Origin of the sequence: Vibrio ziniensis (assembly GCF_011064285.1) — a bacterium.
GTDB classification, from domain to species: domain Bacteria; phylum Pseudomonadota; class Gammaproteobacteria; order Enterobacterales; family Vibrionaceae; genus Vibrio; species Vibrio ziniensis.
This window is the reverse complement of the sequence record NZ_CP049331.1, coordinates 109,654-125,176: the sequence shown is the minus strand read 5'-3', so window position 1 is coordinate 125,176 and position 15,523 is coordinate 109,654. Positions and strand designations below refer to the sequence as shown.

General features: G+C 42.8%; 15 protein-coding genes and 1 riboswitch. Of the genes, 4 read left to right on the top strand and 11 right to left on the bottom strand.

Annotated features, from left to right (window positions below):
* Positions 1–80: 80 nt before the first annotated feature.
* Complete coding sequence (locus G5S32_RS00570) at positions 81–1,958, bottom strand: TonB-dependent receptor domain-containing protein (RefSeq protein WP_165310005.1); 1,878 nt, start codon at positions 1,956–1,958, stop codon at positions 81–83.
* A 49-nt stretch (positions 1,959–2,007) separates the two neighbouring features.
* Positions 2,008–2,208, bottom strand: a riboswitch (cobalamin riboswitch).
* A gap of 152 nt (positions 2,209–2,360) precedes the next feature.
* Here G5S32_RS00570 and trmA point away from each other — a divergent pair.
* Positions 2,361–3,470, top strand: coding sequence for a tRNA (uridine(54)-C5)-methyltransferase TrmA (trmA, locus tag G5S32_RS00565; RefSeq protein ID WP_165312688.1), 1,110 nt, complete (start codon positions 2,361–2,363; stop codon positions 3,468–3,470).
* A gap of 76 nt (positions 3,471–3,546) precedes the next feature.
* On the opposite strand, the gene G5S32_RS00560 is transcribed toward trmA, so the two are convergent.
* A complete protein-coding gene (locus G5S32_RS00560; protein WP_165310004.1) occupies positions 3,547–3,921 on the bottom strand; it encodes a YijD family membrane protein in 375 nt (124 codons plus the stop codon).
* Entirely contained in the window at positions 3,921–4,562 is a 642-nt protein-coding gene (fabR, locus tag G5S32_RS00555) for an HTH-type transcriptional repressor FabR (protein ID WP_165310003.1), read from the bottom strand. The genes G5S32_RS00560 and fabR overlap by 1 nt, the downstream gene beginning before the upstream one ends.
* 281 nt (positions 4,563–4,843) lie before the next feature.
* Here fabR and sthA point away from each other — a divergent pair, with 281 nt between their 5' ends.
* Positions 4,844–6,244 (top strand): Si-specific NAD(P)(+) transhydrogenase, encoded by a 1,401-nt coding sequence (sthA, locus tag G5S32_RS00550; RefSeq protein WP_165310002.1) that lies wholly within the window; start codon positions 4,844–4,846, stop codon positions 6,242–6,244.
* A 120-nt stretch (positions 6,245–6,364) separates the two neighbouring features.
* On the opposite strand, the gene G5S32_RS00545 is transcribed toward sthA, so the two are convergent.
* The 3 genes from G5S32_RS00545 to G5S32_RS00535 form a co-directional block, all read right to left on the bottom strand.
* Positions 6,365–7,183 carry a class I SAM-dependent methyltransferase gene (locus tag G5S32_RS00545; RefSeq protein WP_165310001.1) on the bottom strand — a complete coding sequence of 273 codons (819 nt, stop codon included), beginning with the start codon at positions 7,181–7,183 and terminating at the stop codon, positions 6,365–6,367.
* A 115-nt stretch (positions 7,184–7,298) separates the two neighbouring features.
* Positions 7,299–7,919, bottom strand: coding sequence for a transcriptional repressor LexA (lexA, locus tag G5S32_RS00540; RefSeq protein ID WP_165310000.1), 621 nt, complete (start codon positions 7,917–7,919; stop codon positions 7,299–7,301).
* Positions 7,920–7,996: 77 nt separating this feature from the next.
* Positions 7,997–8,359 carry a diacylglycerol kinase gene (locus G5S32_RS00535; protein WP_165309999.1) on the bottom strand — a complete coding sequence of 121 codons (363 nt, stop codon included), beginning with the start codon at positions 8,357–8,359 and terminating at the stop codon, positions 7,997–7,999.
* Between the two features lie 227 nt (positions 8,360–8,586).
* On the opposite strand from G5S32_RS00535, the gene plsB reads away from it, so the two are divergent.
* A complete protein-coding gene (gene plsB / locus G5S32_RS00530) occupies positions 8,587–11,025 on the top strand; it encodes a glycerol-3-phosphate 1-O-acyltransferase PlsB (protein WP_165309998.1) in 2,439 nt (812 codons plus the stop codon).
* 49 nt (positions 11,026–11,074) lie between these two features.
* Here plsB and ubiA read toward each other — a convergent pair whose 3' ends face one another.
* Together ubiA and G5S32_RS00520 are read right to left on the bottom strand one after the other, a co-directional pair.
* The gene (gene ubiA, locus G5S32_RS00525; protein WP_165309997.1) at positions 11,075–11,929 is read right to left on the bottom strand and encodes a 4-hydroxybenzoate octaprenyltransferase; all 855 of its coding nucleotides are present in this window, start codon (positions 11,927–11,929) and stop codon (positions 11,075–11,077) included.
* Positions 11,930–12,472, bottom strand: coding sequence for a chorismate lyase (locus G5S32_RS00520; RefSeq protein ID WP_165309996.1), 543 nt, complete (start codon positions 12,470–12,472; stop codon positions 11,930–11,932).
* A gap of 167 nt (positions 12,473–12,639) precedes the next feature.
* On the opposite strand from G5S32_RS00520, the gene G5S32_RS00515 reads away from it, so the two are divergent.
* Positions 12,640–13,044 carry a flagellar basal body-associated protein FliL gene (locus G5S32_RS00515; RefSeq protein WP_165309995.1) on the top strand — a complete coding sequence of 135 codons (405 nt, stop codon included), beginning with the start codon at positions 12,640–12,642 and terminating at the stop codon, positions 13,042–13,044.
* Positions 13,045–13,073: 29 nt separating this feature from the next.
* On the opposite strand, the gene glpG is transcribed toward G5S32_RS00515, so the two are convergent.
* The 3 genes from glpG to rpoH form a co-directional block, all read right to left on the bottom strand.
* Complete coding sequence (gene glpG, locus G5S32_RS00510) at positions 13,074–13,925, bottom strand: rhomboid family intramembrane serine protease GlpG (protein ID WP_165309994.1); 852 nt, start codon at positions 13,923–13,925, stop codon at positions 13,074–13,076.
* 8 nt (positions 13,926–13,933) lie between these two features.
* Positions 13,934–14,254 (bottom strand): thiosulfate sulfurtransferase GlpE, encoded by a 321-nt coding sequence (gene glpE / locus G5S32_RS00505; RefSeq protein ID WP_165309993.1) that lies wholly within the window; start codon positions 14,252–14,254, stop codon positions 13,934–13,936.
* Positions 14,255–14,649: 395 nt separating this feature from the next.
* The gene (rpoH, locus tag G5S32_RS00500; RefSeq protein WP_165309992.1) at positions 14,650–15,507 is read right to left on the bottom strand and encodes an RNA polymerase sigma factor RpoH; all 858 of its coding nucleotides are present in this window, start codon (positions 15,505–15,507) and stop codon (positions 14,650–14,652) included.
* Positions 15,508–15,523: the final 16 nt, after the last annotated feature.

Sequence of the window (15,523 nt, the reverse complement as noted above, 5' to 3'; positions counted from 1 at the left end):
CATACTCGCTCTATGTGAATTGGCAATGATTGTTGAAGCGCCAAATAGTGAAAAACCGCCCGAAGGCGGTTTGAGTTTTATTAGAATTGGTAGGCAGCATTGATATAGAACTCTCTACCTGCTGTGTTATAGGCAGTTCTATAGTAATCAAGTCTATTTTCATAACCTTCATCAAATACATTAGCAATTCGCCCTCTGACAACTAGAGCTTCTGACAGATTGTAGCTTGCTGCAACGTCGACCAAGACATAGTCGTCCAGCTCGTATTGATTATTGGTGTCATTGAAACTGTGACCTCGATAAAGCGTAGATAAATCAAATCGCCACTTGTTTAATAAGTAAGATGCATTCCATTTAACATTGTTCTTTGCTCTACGTATCAATTGATTACCAGATTCTTTATCTTTTGCATCGGTATAGTCGTAACTCAAACTATGGTTGATCGGCCCTGTATCAAAAGCGAATTCAACTTCAATACCTTTAATTTCCGCTTTATCAATATTTTCTGGTGAAGAGGTATACGTTGCTGAATCATATTCCCAAGACACCAAGTTATCGATTTTCGTCTTGTAGGCAGTAACACGCCAGTCTATGGAGTCAAGTAACAGACCATAAAAAGAAGATTCAATATGACTAGATTCCTCTGGTTTCAAATTCGGGTTACCCACGTTTCCATAACTATCCACAGGGTAATACAAGTCATTAAAAGTAGGAGCTTTAAAAGCAGTACCAGAGTTAATAGACCACCCTAACTGCTTGATGAACTGATATGAAGCACCTAGTTGCCAAGTGTTCTTCCTACCATAAACGTCACTGTCATCAGTTCGTACACTACCTTCCAAAAGAAGTGCATTGATTGCATATTGGCTGTAAAGGTAAAAAGCATTGTTGCTTCGATTATCTATTGTATATGCATCGCCATTGGTACTTACTTTCTCTTGTTGCCATTCATAACCACCAGAAATAGCGACGTTATCTGTCAATTGATAACGATGTATCCAGTTAACAACATAACGATCCGTTTGGTATTCACTACTGTCACCATCATTTACGCTTACCGATTCATCTTGATTATTCGCTAACAGAAGATCACTTGAATAGGATTCAGATTTATACGCAACTTTACTCGCGACGCTATAGCTGCTTGAACGCGAAACGCTATCTTCTGCATTTTCCCAAGTCGTATAAGTTGGTGCAGCGTATGCACCACTATCATATTCACTTTCAGCGTCATGATAAGTAGCTTCAACAGATGCTGAAAGTGAACTGGAGATATTGGTGCCTAGCTCTGCATAAACATCATTGGAAAAGAAGCCGTCATCATCTTGATCATACGGAGATTGAAGAGTTGAAAAGCCTTCGTTTTGTTGACGTTTAACCGCGAACTTACCCCAACTATCATCACCAATGTTAACTGAAACTCCAATGTTGCCTTGATAGTATCCATTACTACCAATACCGGCACCTACTTCAACTTTGCTCTGAGAGCTATTTGTCGAGGTGATGATATTTATCACACCACCAATCGCATCTGAGCCATATACCGCGGCACGAGGCCCACGAATATACTCAATTCGCTCAACACCAATCAAAGGTACTTGGCTTATATCTGCATAGCCTAAAGTAGCACTACCAATACGAGTCCCATTAATCAGAATTAGCTGGTGCTTGCTCGAGGTACCTCGCATATATATTTCGGTGGACTTACCGTACCCCCCACCATTCACGATTTGAATCCCCGGCAAACGTTGTAAAACTTCGGATAGAGAATTAGCTTGAATTGCGTCAATATCCTCCTTTGTTACAACAACAATAGGAGAAGTTAATTCACTCACTTTAGTCTCAAAACGGTTCGCCGTTACAACAACAGTTTCACTAGCTGTTGACTGCTGTGCGTAAGAAAAAGAAGTGTGAGAAAACAGCGACGCCACTGCCACCGCTAGAAGGGATTTATTCATTATATTGTCCTAAATCGCGTTAATCCTACCGAACATGGGTCCATCCCATGGGTTTGTTCGGTTGCTGGCAGGTCTTCGGACTTGAGAGCACCTCTTTGGCCTACTTACTCGACTTCCCACAAACGTAGTGTCACTTGAGCTTTCGTTCTCTCTTACCGCTGCGCGTCAGTTCTGGATTTTCACCAGATTCCCTCTTAAGTTGTTTTAGCCATCTAGGCTTCTAAACAACACCAGCTTGCCGTTGATAGTATTGAGCAATCGATAACTTGTCTAGCATAGATTGATATAAGCTATAGTTTTTACGTGCGACAAAACATCAATTTTAGAACAAGACTGGACATAAGCGGGAGATTGAATAAAATCTGCGCTCTTTATTTGAACGTACCAGAAAAAGGTAAAGCAATGGCGACTCTTGATGTAAACCCAGACAACTACCAAGCGCAACTGGATGAGAAGATCACTCGACTAGGAGAGATGTTTGAATCTTATGGTGTGCCTGAGTTGGAAGTCTTTGAGTCCCCGGCTCAGTTTTATCGAATGCGTGCAGAGTTCCGTATCTGGCATGAAGGTGATGAAATGTATTACATCATGTTCAACCAGCAAACACGTGAAAAATACCGAGTTGATCAATTCCCTGCAGCGAGCCGCCTTATCAACGATTTGATGCCTCTGCTTATTGAATCAATGAAAGGTAACGACACTCTGCGTCGTAAACTCTTCCAGGTAGATTTCCTATCTACACTCAGTGGCGAAGTTCTGGTATCAATGCTTTATCACCGCCAACTGGACGATGAATGGATTTCTGCAGCGAAAGCACTTAAGCAAGCTCTGCAAAATGAAGGTTTTAACCTGAATATCATTGGTCGTGCGCGCAAAATGAAGATTGTGCTAGACCAAGACTTTGTGGTCGAAAAGCTGAGCGTGAACGGGAAACCATATACCTACCAACAAGTAGAAAACAGTTTTACTCAACCAAACGGTAAAGTGGCTGAAAAAATGCTGGAATGGGCCGTCGATTGTACTCAAGAGAGCAAAGGCGACCTTTTAGAACTTTACTGTGGTAACGGCAACTTCTCATTGGCGTTGGCTCAAAACTTCGATCGCGTGCTGGCAACCGAATTAGCAAAACCGTCAGTACATTCCGCACAGTACAACATTGCTGCCAATAAAATCGATAACGTACAAATCATTCGTATGTCGGCAGAAGAGTTTACTGAAGCAATGGAAGGTAAACGCGAATTCAATCGCTTAAAAGAAGCTGGTATCGATTTAAAGAGCTACAACTGTAATACCATTTTTGTTGATCCGCCTCGCTCAGGCATGGATATCGATACTTGTAAAATGGTGCAAGGTTATGAGCGCATTCTGTATATCTCATGTAACCCAGAAACATTGCAAGAAAACTTAGATGTCTTATGTAAAACACATAAAGTGACTCGCTTTGCTCTGTTTGACCAGTTCCCATACACCCACCACATGGAAGCAGGTGTGATGCTAGAAAGAAAAGCGTAACCAGAAGTCAGAAGTATTAGTTGATAAATAGAAAAACGAGCCAATGGCTCGTTTTTTGTTTCTAATTAGCACTCTCTTATTCAGAGCGTCTTATAAAACCCAGTTTCTTCCCTACCCATAACAGGAGCAATAGAGTCACTATAATAGAAAAGAAGTTAGATCCCGCAGCTGGGTATTGCGCTTTAACAAAAGCAGAGTGACCAAATACCCCGACAAAGAAACATGCCAATCCAACTAGTGGTATCTCTTCAGCGACAGGATTACGTAGGTACTCCTGATACAGTGCCTGTACAGACAACACTAAAGCGATTACAGGGAAAATTGAGAAAGACACTTCGCTGATAGTTATCCAAGACAACAACGCATCGCCACACATACCCGCAATTAACGCAAGTACCAATGTTTTACGTTCTGAGCCATGATTAATGGTGCTGCTACTTTCATTCGACATTAATTCAGCCCTCCTTTCAATCTATTACGTTCACGTTCTTTACGATACCAGAAAGCCCCTTTGGCTATCATTCTCAACTGCATGATGAGACGTTCTGCAAGTTCATCGCGTTCACGTCTCTCAAGGTCTAAGGCTTCTGCACCAGAGCTAAAAACCAAAGTGACTGAAGCTTCGGCTTGAGTAATGGCTTCTTCACGATTCATCCCAGTAGCAATCAGATATTCCGAGAGCTCTGCTGCAAAATGCTGAATTTCACGAGCTACCGCTGTACGAAATTCGAATGAGGTGCCTGAACGCTCACGAAGCAAAAGGCGAAATACGTTCGGACTACTCTCGATGAATTCCATGAAAGTTTCGATGGAGGTGCGTATCACACTACCTTCTTTAACAATACGTTGACGTGCCTGACGCATCAGTTGACGCAGTAATAAGCCACCTTCATCAACCATAGTCAGACCTAGCTCATCCATATCTTTAAAATGGCGATAGAAAGAAGTGGGTGCAATGCCAGCCTCACGTGCAACTTCACGTAAGCTCAAGTTAGAAAAGCTGCGATCAGCACTCAATTGGCTAAACGCCGCGTCAATCAACGAACGGCGCGTTTTTTCTTTCTGTTGTGCGCGAATTCCCATGGATTTCATTTCAAGCCAAACCCTGTCAAGTCAGTCACTAAAGTTGCCTACTATATCGCGATTTCCCCCCATATCTAAGAGGCAAAGCAGGTCATTTTGAAGCGTCAGACAATTTCTTAACATAACCGTTGCATTTTTCATCAAGCTTTCAACACAAGCATTAAATCATCGATATTTGTTTTAATCTCGTGATCATCTCCACTCTATAGGGGCTTTAAGTTTTACGCCTAGCACAGATCAGTTAAAATCCCGCTATCGCAATGTTAACCAAATTATAACAAGGATCATCTATGGCACTGAATAACCACTTTGACGTCATCGTAATAGGCAGCGGACCTGGCGGTGAAGGTGCAGCAATGGGGTTAACCAAAGCGGGATTGAATGTCGCCATTATTGAAAAAGAAACCAGCGTAGGCGGTGGTTGTACACACTGGGGTACTATCCCCTCTAAAGCATTGCGTCATGCGGTTAGCCGCATCATAGAATTTAACAGCAACCCTTTGTTCTGTAATAATAATTCCAGTTTACACTCAACATTCTCATCCATTCTCGGCCACGCAAAAAGCGTAATTGATAAACAAACCAGAATGCGCCAAGGCTTCTATGACCGTAACCAATGCAACCTTATTTTCGGTACAGCGCATTTTGTTGATGCCAATACAGTGGCAGTAACCAAAGCTGACCACACGGTTGAACACTACACTGCCGATAAATTTATTATCGCGACAGGCTCTCGACCATACCGCCCTCACGATGTCGATTTCAACCATCCTCGCGTTTATGACAGCGACTCAATTTTGAACCTCGAGCACGATCCACAACACATCATCATTTACGGTGCTGGTGTCATCGGTTGTGAATATGCTTCAATTTTCCGTGGATTGGGCGTTAAAACCGACTTAATCAACACCCGTGATCGTCTGCTATCATTCCTAGATAACGAGACATCAGATGCGCTTTCTTATCATTTCTGGAATAGCGGTGTGGTTATCCGCAACGATGAAACCTACAGCAAGATTGAAGGTACAGATGATGGCGTTATCGTACATCTGAATTCCGGTAAGAAGATGAAAGCAGACTGTATGCTTTACGCCAACGGTCGTACTGGCAATACAGATAAGCTAAATCTTGAAGTTGTTGGTCTGAAGCCTGATTCTCGTGGTCAACTCAGCGTGAACAGTAACTATCAGACGGAAGTTAGCCACATTTACGCTGTCGGCGACGTAATTGGTTATCCGAGTCTTGCTAGCGCAGCCTATGACCAAGGTCGTTTCACTGCACAAGCGATTTCTCATGGGCAAGCAACCAACAAACTGATTGAAGATATCCCAACTGGTATTTACACCATTCCTGAAATCAGCTCTGTTGGTAAAACGGAACAAGAACTCACGGCAGCGAAAGTGCCTTACGAAGTGGGGCGTTCGTCATTCAAACACTTAGCTCGCGCACAAATCGCGGGTAAAGACGTGGGTAGTTTAAAGATTCTCTTCCATCGAGAAACCAAAGAGATTCTAGGTATTCACTGCTTTGGTGAGCGAGCTGCAGAAATTATCCACATCGGCCAAGCGATTATGGAACAGAAAGGTGAAGCTAATACCATCGAATATTTTGTGAATACCACCTTTAACTACCCAACCATGGCTGAAGCGTATCGTGTTGCTGCGTTAAACGGGTTAAACCGCCTGTTTTAAGTTCAACAACAAGAAAAACGCAGCTTTAGCTGCGTTTTTTATTCCAACTCATTTAGCTAAAAAGCTATTGAGCAAAGAAAACAAAGTGTAACGAAGTTAGTAGCTAACGGCTATCACACGCTACCAACGCACGTAAATAACCACAGGAGTAAATCGTTGCTTTAATCCGGCAAACTTGCTCAACACTCGTTGCCAAAATTTCCAACGGCCACATTGGCTGTCGAGTGGCGAAGAGGTAGTCACTTGTTTTGCCCAAGGCAAACAGTTCATCACAGCTTCCTTTAGTGCCGAAAAGCCATGCGCATAAGTCCCTGAACCCATTTTCTGCCCCAAGTGGGTACAAGTTTTATCTCCAGCCAACACAATACAAGCATTCGCATGAGCAAAACTCAGACCTAAAGAGCGGATGAATCTAGAGGCTTGTACAGTATCGCAATCCAGCAGTGCATGCTCACACAGAATTAAAACTGGAGCAAACTCAGGAACAGGCAGACGCTCTAACCAATCAATATCACTAACACTGCCACACAAATGCAGATAGCGTTCGCTGCGATGAAACAGTTTTTGTCTCCACAAAAGATTCTCTGTCACATCTAACTCAATCCAATGACATCGTCCATTATCAATACGATAGAAGCGAGTGTCCAAACCAGCGCCCACGTTAATAACCCAACCATCTGGGTGTTCATCTAAAAAGTTGCGTACTTGTTTGTCGCAGAGTTGAGTGAGGGTGACATGAAGTAACTGCTTCTGATCGACATCACCGCTTAGGCAATCGGGGGCTAAATGACAACGTTGGCAAGCAGTGGCTGCGATAGGATCATAAATAAGGCCGTTATCGACTAAGCTTTCACGACTACGTAACCAAAGCGGTTGAACCAAATTGGTAGGGATTTGATAACGTTGAGAGTTTTGATTTTGTGGAGTGCGCATTATCATCTTCCTTGTATCGCAACAAAGAAGATGATAATGAATATCAATTAGATTTGCAAATATTTAGGTATCGAATCTGTTCACTCGATTCATACCTAACAATCGCTCAATACAGAAGTGGCTACATCCAGTCGGTATTACGAATAATACCTACTGCGATACCTTCAATAGAAAGGTTTTGGCATGTCAGATCCACTTCAATTGGTGAGAATTCTTCGTTTTCTGCATGCAGTAGAACTTTTGAACCACGGCGCTCTAAACGCTTGACCGTCACATCGTCTTCAACGCGAGCTACAACAACCTGACCATTACGCACATCTTGAGTCTTATGAACAGCAAGCAAGTCACCATCCATAATGCCGATGTTCTTCATACTCTCGCCATGAACGCGCAATAAAAAGTCAGCATGTGGACGGAACATGTTTGGATCCACTTGGTAATGCGACTCTACATGTTCTTGAGCTAAGATTGGCTCACCCGCCGCTACACGACCGATAAGAGGTAGACCTTGCTCTTCGTCATTTGCCGCTTCAACTAAAATACGGATACCACGAGATGCCCCTGGTACAATCTCAATTGCTTGTTTGCGAGCAAGAGCTTTCAAATGCTCTTCTGCAGCGTTTGCAGAACGAAAACCCAATTCACGAGCAATTTCAGCGCGCGTTGGTGGCATTCCGGTTTCATCGATTTTGCTTTTGATTAAATCAAAAACTTGTTGCTGGCGTGGCGTTAACGGCTTCATAGTTCACCTGTTTTTTTATACAGTTGACTGTGAGTATATCCAGTAATTTATGAAATGCAAAGCCAATTGCTTATTTTTTAGATAAATAGAGCCTCTAGCCAAATATAACCAGCAATAATCATCGCGATAAACACAGCAGCAGAGCCCATATCTTTCGCTCGACCTGATAACTCATGATGTTCTGAGCCAACTCGATCAACAACGGCTTCCAATGCACTATTCAACAGTTCAACCAAAACTATCAGTAGTACACTTGAAATCATCAGCATGCGTTCAACTTGAGTCACATCTAACCAAAAGGCCAATGGTAGAGCGACAACGGCTAACAAAGCTTCTTCGCGAAATGCAGCTTCATGTTTAAATGCCGCACAAATCCCTTTATAGGAATAGCTTGTTGCTTTGAATAGGCGCATTAGGCCCTGGGGATTCTTCTTATACATTCTGTGTTCCACGTGTTAAAAACATCAATCTGCAAGAAAATTCAGAATTACTGCACAAAAAGCAAACATCTCTGAATAAAATTAAAAGGTTTGACCAGTTTCTGGTATTCTTGCCACTCGAAAAATAAAGACCAACTTAGGTGTATCTCCATTTTCCTTCTCAAACGTTTTAGGAACACGGAAATACACTTTAGTTATTGTACTGATTTTTGAGGCTTTGAACTCTTATGTCTTCTGGACAATCACTATCACGTTCGCTTTTAAAGTTACCGACAACGCTACTAGTAAAAGGAACACCAATTCCGTCAAATCCGATTGAAGATATCGGCATCGATATAAATAAGCCAATCATTTATGTACTACCTTTCCGCTCAAATATTGATTTGCTGACACTGCAAACTCATGCGAGAGAGGCCGGCTTACCAGATCCACTATCTCCACTAGAAATTCAGGGTGAGAATCTAAAACGTTACGTGTTTATCTCTTCTCGTCCGACGTTGCTACAAAATGACAGCCATGTACCGAGTGATTCGATTGCGACATTCACTGACCTTCTAGCGTTGCATCACCACGATCAAGAATTGGATGTGCAAGTAATTCCAGCCTCTGTGTTATGGGGAAGAAAGCCCGGTAAAGAAGGCAGAGAGAAACCTTATCTGCAGCCAATGAACGGATTGCAGAAAGCAAAAGCGGTTATTGTATCCGGTCGTGACTGTTTGGTGCGCTTCAGCCCTGTGGTTTCACTGCGTCATATGGCAGATTCACACGGTACTGATGAAGCCATTGCCCATAAGTTAGCTCGTGTTGCGCGTATTCACTTTTCTCGTCAGAAATTGGCCGCTTCTGGTCCAAATCTACCTCAGCGCGAAGTGCTTTTTCGCCGCTTGATGCAATCTCCTGCGATTGATAAAGCAATTCAAGACGAAGCCCACGCAAAAAACATTTCTATAGAGAAAGCTCGTAAAGCCGCCCATGACATCATGGATGAGATCGCAGCAGACTTCTCATACTCAATGATTAAAGAAGGCAGCCGTGTTTTACGCTGGCTTTGGAACCGACTGTATCAAGGCTTAAACATCAATAACGCTTCAACTGTACGTCGCTTAGCGCAAGACGGACATGAAATTGTTTATGTGCCATGTCATCGCAGTCACATGGACTACCTATTGCTGTCCTACGTTCTGTATAACGAAGGCTTAGTTCCACCGCATATCGCTGCGGGCATTAACCTGAATTTCTTCCCAGCGGGCCCAATTTTCCGTCGTGGTGGTGCATTCTTCCTGCGTCGTAGCTTTAAGGGCAACAAGCTGTATTCAACTATCTTCCGTGAGTATCTTGCTGAATTATTCTCTAAAGGTTATTCAGTTGAATATTTCAGTGAAGGTGGTCGATCACGCACTGGCCGCCTGCTTACAGCGAAAACGGGTATGTTGGCGATGACCATCCAAGCTATGCTACGTGGACTGAATCGCCCAGTGACACTCGTGCCTGTTTACATTGGCTATGAACACGTAATGGAAGTGAGCACCTATGCAAAAGAGTTGCGCGGTAAGCAAAAAGAGAAAGAAAACGCGGGTTTGGTACTACGTACAATTCGTAAACTGCGCAACTTTGGTAAAGGCTATGTGAACTTTGGTGAGCCAATTCCACTAAACCAATACTTGAACGAGCAAGTTCCTAGTTGGACCCAAGATATCGATCCTATGGGGGCGACCAAACCACAATGGATGAATCCGTTGGTTAATAAGCTCGCCACTAAAATGATGACACACATTAACGACGCTGCAGCGACCAACGCACTCACACTGTGTGCAACTGCACTGCTTGCTTCCCGTCAACGTGCGTTATCAAGAGATACGCTGATTAACCAAATTGAATGCTACTTAAACATTCTGCGTAACGTTCCGTATTCGAATACCTCTACGGTTCCAGATGACAGCGCGGAAAACTTGGTTAACCACGCAGAATCTCTCGACAAGTTTGTTATCGAATCCGATACCATGGGGGATATTATTTCATTAGACCGTAACCAATCGATTCTAATGACTTACTATCGCAACAACATCATTCACTTACTTGCTCTACCATCACTGATTGCTCAAATGCTGATTCGTCAACAAAAACTCAGTGTTGAGAAGATTCAGGAAAACGTTGCGCTGATCTACCCGTTCTTGAAGCAAGAACTCTTCCTCAGCCTTGATAGTGAGCAACTCACTGAAAAAGTAACGCACTACTTAGATGAATTACAGCGCCAAGATTTACTCTCGATTAACGATGGTATGGTGACAATTAATCAAGCTAAAACCCAAGTGTTGATGCTATTAGGTCGTACTATTTCAGAAACGCTGCAACGTTATGCGATTGCTTTAAACTTACTGGTAGAAAACCCAGAGCTGGGTAAATCTGATTTAGAAACGAAGAGCCAGGAAATTGCTCAACGTCTAGGTCGACTACACGGCATTAACGCACCAGAGTTCTTCGACAAAGGTGTGTTCTCGGCACTGTTTGTAACGTTGAAGTCTGAAGGCTATTTGGATAGTGATGGAGAATGCCACGTTGAGCAAACCAAGCGTCTTGCTCGTAAGCTATACAGCATGCTTTATCCAGAAGTGAGATTGACTATCCAAGAGAGTATTTATCAATACGACCAACATCTTGTAAAGTAGACAACGAACACAAAAAAGGCATCCATTGGATGCCTTTTTTTTCTTTTAATTAGAAGTACGAAATCAGCAGGCCAAACGCGACCACCATTCCAACATAGTTGTTGTTCAAGAAAGCCTGAAAACAAGGTTGTCTTTCTCTATGACGAATCAAATGCTGTTGATACACAAACAAACCACCAGCAACCAACAATCCCCAGTAGTAACTCGCTCCCAATTGATAGTAATGACCTAACATGATCATCATTACAATCGTCAACAGCTGTAAGCCACCAATGATCATTTTGTCATATCGACCGAAGAGAATGGCGGTCGATTTAATGCCAATCATTAAATCATCATCTCTATCCACCATTGCATATTGAGTGTCGTAAGCAATGGTCCACACCACATTAATGGCAAAAACAAACCAAGCAATTAACGGCAGTTCATTTGCCTGTGCAGCCCAAGCCATCGGAATCGACCAACTAAAAGCAAGTCCCAAAAACAGTTGAGGAAGGTGTGTAAATCGCTTCATGAATGGATAAATAAACGCAAGCACCAATCCAGCAAAAGAAAGCTGGACTGTCAGTGGATTCATGGTCAGCACCAACAAGAATGATGCAATAGATAAAGCAAGAAAGAGAATCACAGCTTCCTTCGCAGTCACTCTTCCTGATGGCAGAGGGCGTTGTGAAGTCCGTTTGACATGACCATCGACGTTGCGATCCGCAAAGTCATTAATCACACACCCTGCCGAGCGCATCATAAATACACCTAGGACGAATACAATCAGAACTTTGATGTCTGGAAAACCTTGAGCCGATAAAATAAGAGCCCAAACAGTAGGCCATAACAGCAGTAATGAACCAATCGGACGATCCATCCGCATTAGCTGCCAATATGCCTTTGCTTTTACAGCGCTCATTTATACTTGCTCCTTAGAAAAATAGGCTGGGGAATCACGTAAGAATAATTCAGACACCAGCATAGGCTTATCATTCATCCACAAACGTGAACGACGCGCCAAAAACATGCCATCCGGCGTCTCTACCCAACCAACCTGTAACGCATCACGCTTAACATTATCGGCACTGAACACGGTGAGTCCAAGTGGAATTTCGCCTTGATGTTCGAGATTATGCGATTGATCTTGAACAGATGATTTTGGAATCAATGTTCTACCGACTATCCAAGGCTTACCATCTCCTTGTAGAATAACTTTTCGCAGAAGACAGGACTCCTTTGGCAACAAATCCGTCTCACTCGTATCCAAGGTCGAAGATTCAACCCATACGTTTTTCAACAGATCAACGGTTAACTGTTGGCAATTCTCCGATAATCGACGAGAGAGAGACCCTTGCTCTAGCAACCAAGCTTTTGCATTGGGATCTGGAAATGTAAATTCTTCTGGCGATGACCAGTTAACTTGACTTAAAGCAGTCAGGTACAGCGAAATTGATTGATTCATACTAATATTCAATACAGTGAGCAGTCATCACGTAAGAAATTCCGCTCATGGTCTCAAACCAAGGACATGAAACCTAATAGAGTATTTTTATTTACAAAAAGATGCTCTATTGTAACAAGACTCGGGCGATTCGAGTATCTTGAACAGAGAAAAGAATTAATAGACATATGCTTAGAAAATACCTAGCTCCGATCATACTCGTATTTGGTCTTCTATCTTCCAACTTAGTCAGTGCCGAAGAAGAAGCGCCAAAATTGGCCTATTTCACGCTTGAGCCAGATGTCACAACGAACTTCTACACTAAAGGTAAAAAATTAGGGTATATCCAAGTACGTATCGATGTCATGGTAAGTAACAGTGCTGATTTACCTCTGATAGAAAAACACCAGCCTCTAATACGTGATGCAGTGGTCGAGCTGTTAGGTAAACAAAATGAAGATGTGATTAAATCTTTAGCTGGCCGCGAAGACTTACGTAAAACCCTTGTAGAGCAGCTAAACAATACACTGCTACCTGAGACCGGCCGCACTATCATCGCCGATCTACTGTTTACTAAGTATCTGTACCAGTAATGAACACGTTCCGAATCGAAAAAAACGGCCTATGAGCCGTTTTTTTGTTTCTTTAGGGAATATCGGTTCGCATCAGTGAATCCCAGTAAGACACCAACCACTAAACCCGCTAGATGAGCACTGTTGGCAATTGCCATAAAAGGCTGCACGAATCCAAGTACCAACCAAACTAACATGAAACCAACCAAAGGTTTCTGGATTCCTAAACCTAACTGAGGAGCGCGCCAACCCAGCATCCACAAATAGCCGACCAATGCGTAAACCACACCGGACAACCCACCAAAATTAGCACCTTCCACCCAATATTGCCCAGCGCCGGATAAAGCGGAAGAGACCAAGAACAGCTGCAATAGCTTGAAGCTACCTAAACGTTTTTCGATGTCCCCCCCGAATTGCCACCACCACAACAAATTGAAGACTATATGCAAAACGGAGAAATGCAGTAGTGCATGGCTCACCCAACGCCATAGCTGCCACTGTTGTCCACTTTCAGCTGGAAAATGCAGTGCGGAAAATACCGCGTTACTCATCCCTATTTGCTGAAGAACAAAAATAACAATAGATACAAGCATGATGGATAGCGTTAATGGACCAGCTTTGGCTTTCAACATATCCATCATACTAGGTGAGTGGTATTGGAACTGAGGTTTACGGCTTTCAGCCATATCCCAAGAAGCGGCTTGATACTTGCTGTGGTTGGGATCAGCGAGAAACTGCTTTATTTCACTTTCCACCTCTAATTGATGTTCATCTTCCATCAACCACAGTGCAAATTGACCACCACCCTCTGGCATCATTTTTATCTCGATTTGCCGCGACGCCATGTAATCAATAAATGATTGTGCCATTCGAGGGTTATTTAAAGTGATCAATCTAATCATCTGTCTTTCTAACTCGCTTCAACAGGTAAGTTGGCACGATGCCAAGCTTCAAAACCACCATCCACACTATACACCTGTTCAAACCCTTGGTTAACCAAGTATTGAGCTGCCCCTTGACTGCTGATGCCGTGATAACACATCACTAGAACAGGCTCATCAAATTCAGCTTGCTCCATGAATGAAACAATACTGTCATTAGTTAAGTGGAATGCGGTTTTTGCGTGCGCAGTAGCAAATGCCTGGGGATCTCGGATATCCACTAGCTTTGCATTCTTTTGTTCAATAAGGGTTTGAGCACCCGCTACATCAATATGCTGAAATTGGTCCATGATTTACTCTCACTTTAATAATATTTTTCAAGCATCATTGTAACCTATCCCATGAATGATAAGTACATGAGCTAAATAAGGTTATCCACCAGCGATCATTTGTTCATCAACTGTGGATAATTCTGTGGATTGTGGTGATAAAGTGTTTTTCTTAAGATCGATCCACAACATCTAGTGATGATCCTGCTTTTTCTGTGTGTAGATCGAAAAGTATCCCCAAATAAAAAATAGCGTTCATACCTTTATTTACCCTACTTGATGACAGTCAGTAAATAAATTTATCACAGAGTTATCCACAGATATCCAAACTAAATCCTAAACACTTTTCGATCCGGAATAAAAAAACCGAGATCAAAAGACCTCGGTTTTCAGTGTTCATAAAAGTGCTAGGGATATTACAACTCGCCTACCGCTTCTTTCAATTTCTTCATTGCGTTCTTTTCTAACTGACGAATTCGCTCTGCAGACACTTCATACATATCGGCTAATTCTTGTAGCGTCGATTTTTGGTCATCCAACCAACGCGAGCGTACAATATGCTGACTACGCTCATCAAGGCTAGCAAGCGCAAAGCTCAAACGTTGAGTAGTGTGGTTTTCCCAGTTTTGCTCTTCGAGGTTGTCCGCTAAATCTGAATTCTTGTCTTCAAGATAAAGCATTGGCGCTGCATAAGAGTTACTGTTGTCTTCATCGTCAGCAGAAAACTCAAATGTAGCATCTTGTGCCGCTAGACGAGATTCCATCTCACGAACTTCTGAAGGCTCTACACCTAACTCACGAGCTACCGTTTCAACTTCACCGTTGTTAAACCAACCTAAACGCTTTTTCGATTTACGTAGATTGAAGAAAAGTTTGCGCTGCGCTTTTGTGGTCGCAATTTTCACGATACGCCAGTTACGTAATACGTACTCGTGGATTTCCGCTTTGATCCAGTGAACAGCAAAAGACACAAGTCTTACACCCACTTCCGGGTTAAAGCGTTTTACCGCTTTCATCAGACCAATGTTACCTTCTTGAACGAGATCCGCTAATGGCAAGCCGTAGCCAGAATAACCACGAGCAACGTGAACAACGAAACGAAGATGTGACAAAATCAAGCCTTTCGCAGCTTCGATATCACCTTCATAATGCAACTTCTCAGCAAGCTCACGTTCTTCCTCTGCGGTCAGCATAGGATAACTGTTCGCTGTGCGGATATAACTATCTAAGCTGTCTTGCGAAACAAGTGCTAATTGATATGTTGAAGTAGTCATTCAATTCCTCATCAAT

Excerpts from the sequence above, each read along its gene's own strand:
- G5S32_RS00570 (WP_165310005.1), bottom strand. The coding sequence starts at position 1,958 with ATGAATAAATCCCTTCTAGCGGTGGCAGTGGCGTCGCTGTTTTCTCAC.
- trmA (WP_165312688.1), top strand. The coding sequence starts at position 2,361 with ATGGCGACTCTTGATGTAAACCCAGACAACTACCAAGCGCAACTGGAT.
- G5S32_RS00560 (WP_165310004.1), bottom strand. The coding sequence starts at position 3,921 with ATGTCGAATGAAAGTAGCAGCACCATTAATCATGGCTCAGAACGTAAA.
- fabR (WP_165310003.1), bottom strand. The coding sequence starts at position 4,562 with ATGAAATCCATGGGAATTCGCGCACAACAGAAAGAAAAAACGCGCCGT.
- sthA (WP_165310002.1), top strand. The coding sequence starts at position 4,844 with ATGGCACTGAATAACCACTTTGACGTCATCGTAATAGGCAGCGGACCT.
- G5S32_RS00545 (WP_165310001.1), bottom strand. The coding sequence starts at position 7,183 with ATGATAATGCGCACTCCACAAAATCAAAACTCTCAACGTTATCAAATC.
- lexA (WP_165310000.1), bottom strand. The coding sequence starts at position 7,919 with ATGAAGCCGTTAACGCCACGCCAGCAACAAGTTTTTGATTTAATCAAA.
- G5S32_RS00535 (WP_165309999.1), bottom strand. The coding sequence starts at position 8,359 with ATGTATAAGAAGAATCCCCAGGGCCTAATGCGCCTATTCAAAGCAACA.
- plsB (WP_165309998.1), top strand. The coding sequence starts at position 8,587 with ATGTCTTCTGGACAATCACTATCACGTTCGCTTTTAAAGTTACCGACA.
- ubiA (WP_165309997.1), bottom strand. The coding sequence starts at position 11,929 with ATGAGCGCTGTAAAAGCAAAGGCATATTGGCAGCTAATGCGGATGGAT.
- G5S32_RS00520 (WP_165309996.1), bottom strand. The coding sequence starts at position 12,472 with ATGAATCAATCAATTTCGCTGTACCTGACTGCTTTAAGTCAAGTTAAC.
- G5S32_RS00515 (WP_165309995.1), top strand. The coding sequence starts at position 12,640 with ATGCTTAGAAAATACCTAGCTCCGATCATACTCGTATTTGGTCTTCTA.
- glpG (WP_165309994.1), bottom strand. The coding sequence starts at position 13,925 with ATGATTAGATTGATCACTTTAAATAACCCTCGAATGGCACAATCATTT.
- glpE (WP_165309993.1), bottom strand. The coding sequence starts at position 14,254 with ATGGACCAATTTCAGCATATTGATGTAGCGGGTGCTCAAACCCTTATT.
- rpoH (WP_165309992.1), bottom strand. The coding sequence starts at position 15,507 with ATGACTACTTCAACATATCAATTAGCACTTGTTTCGCAAGACAGCTTA.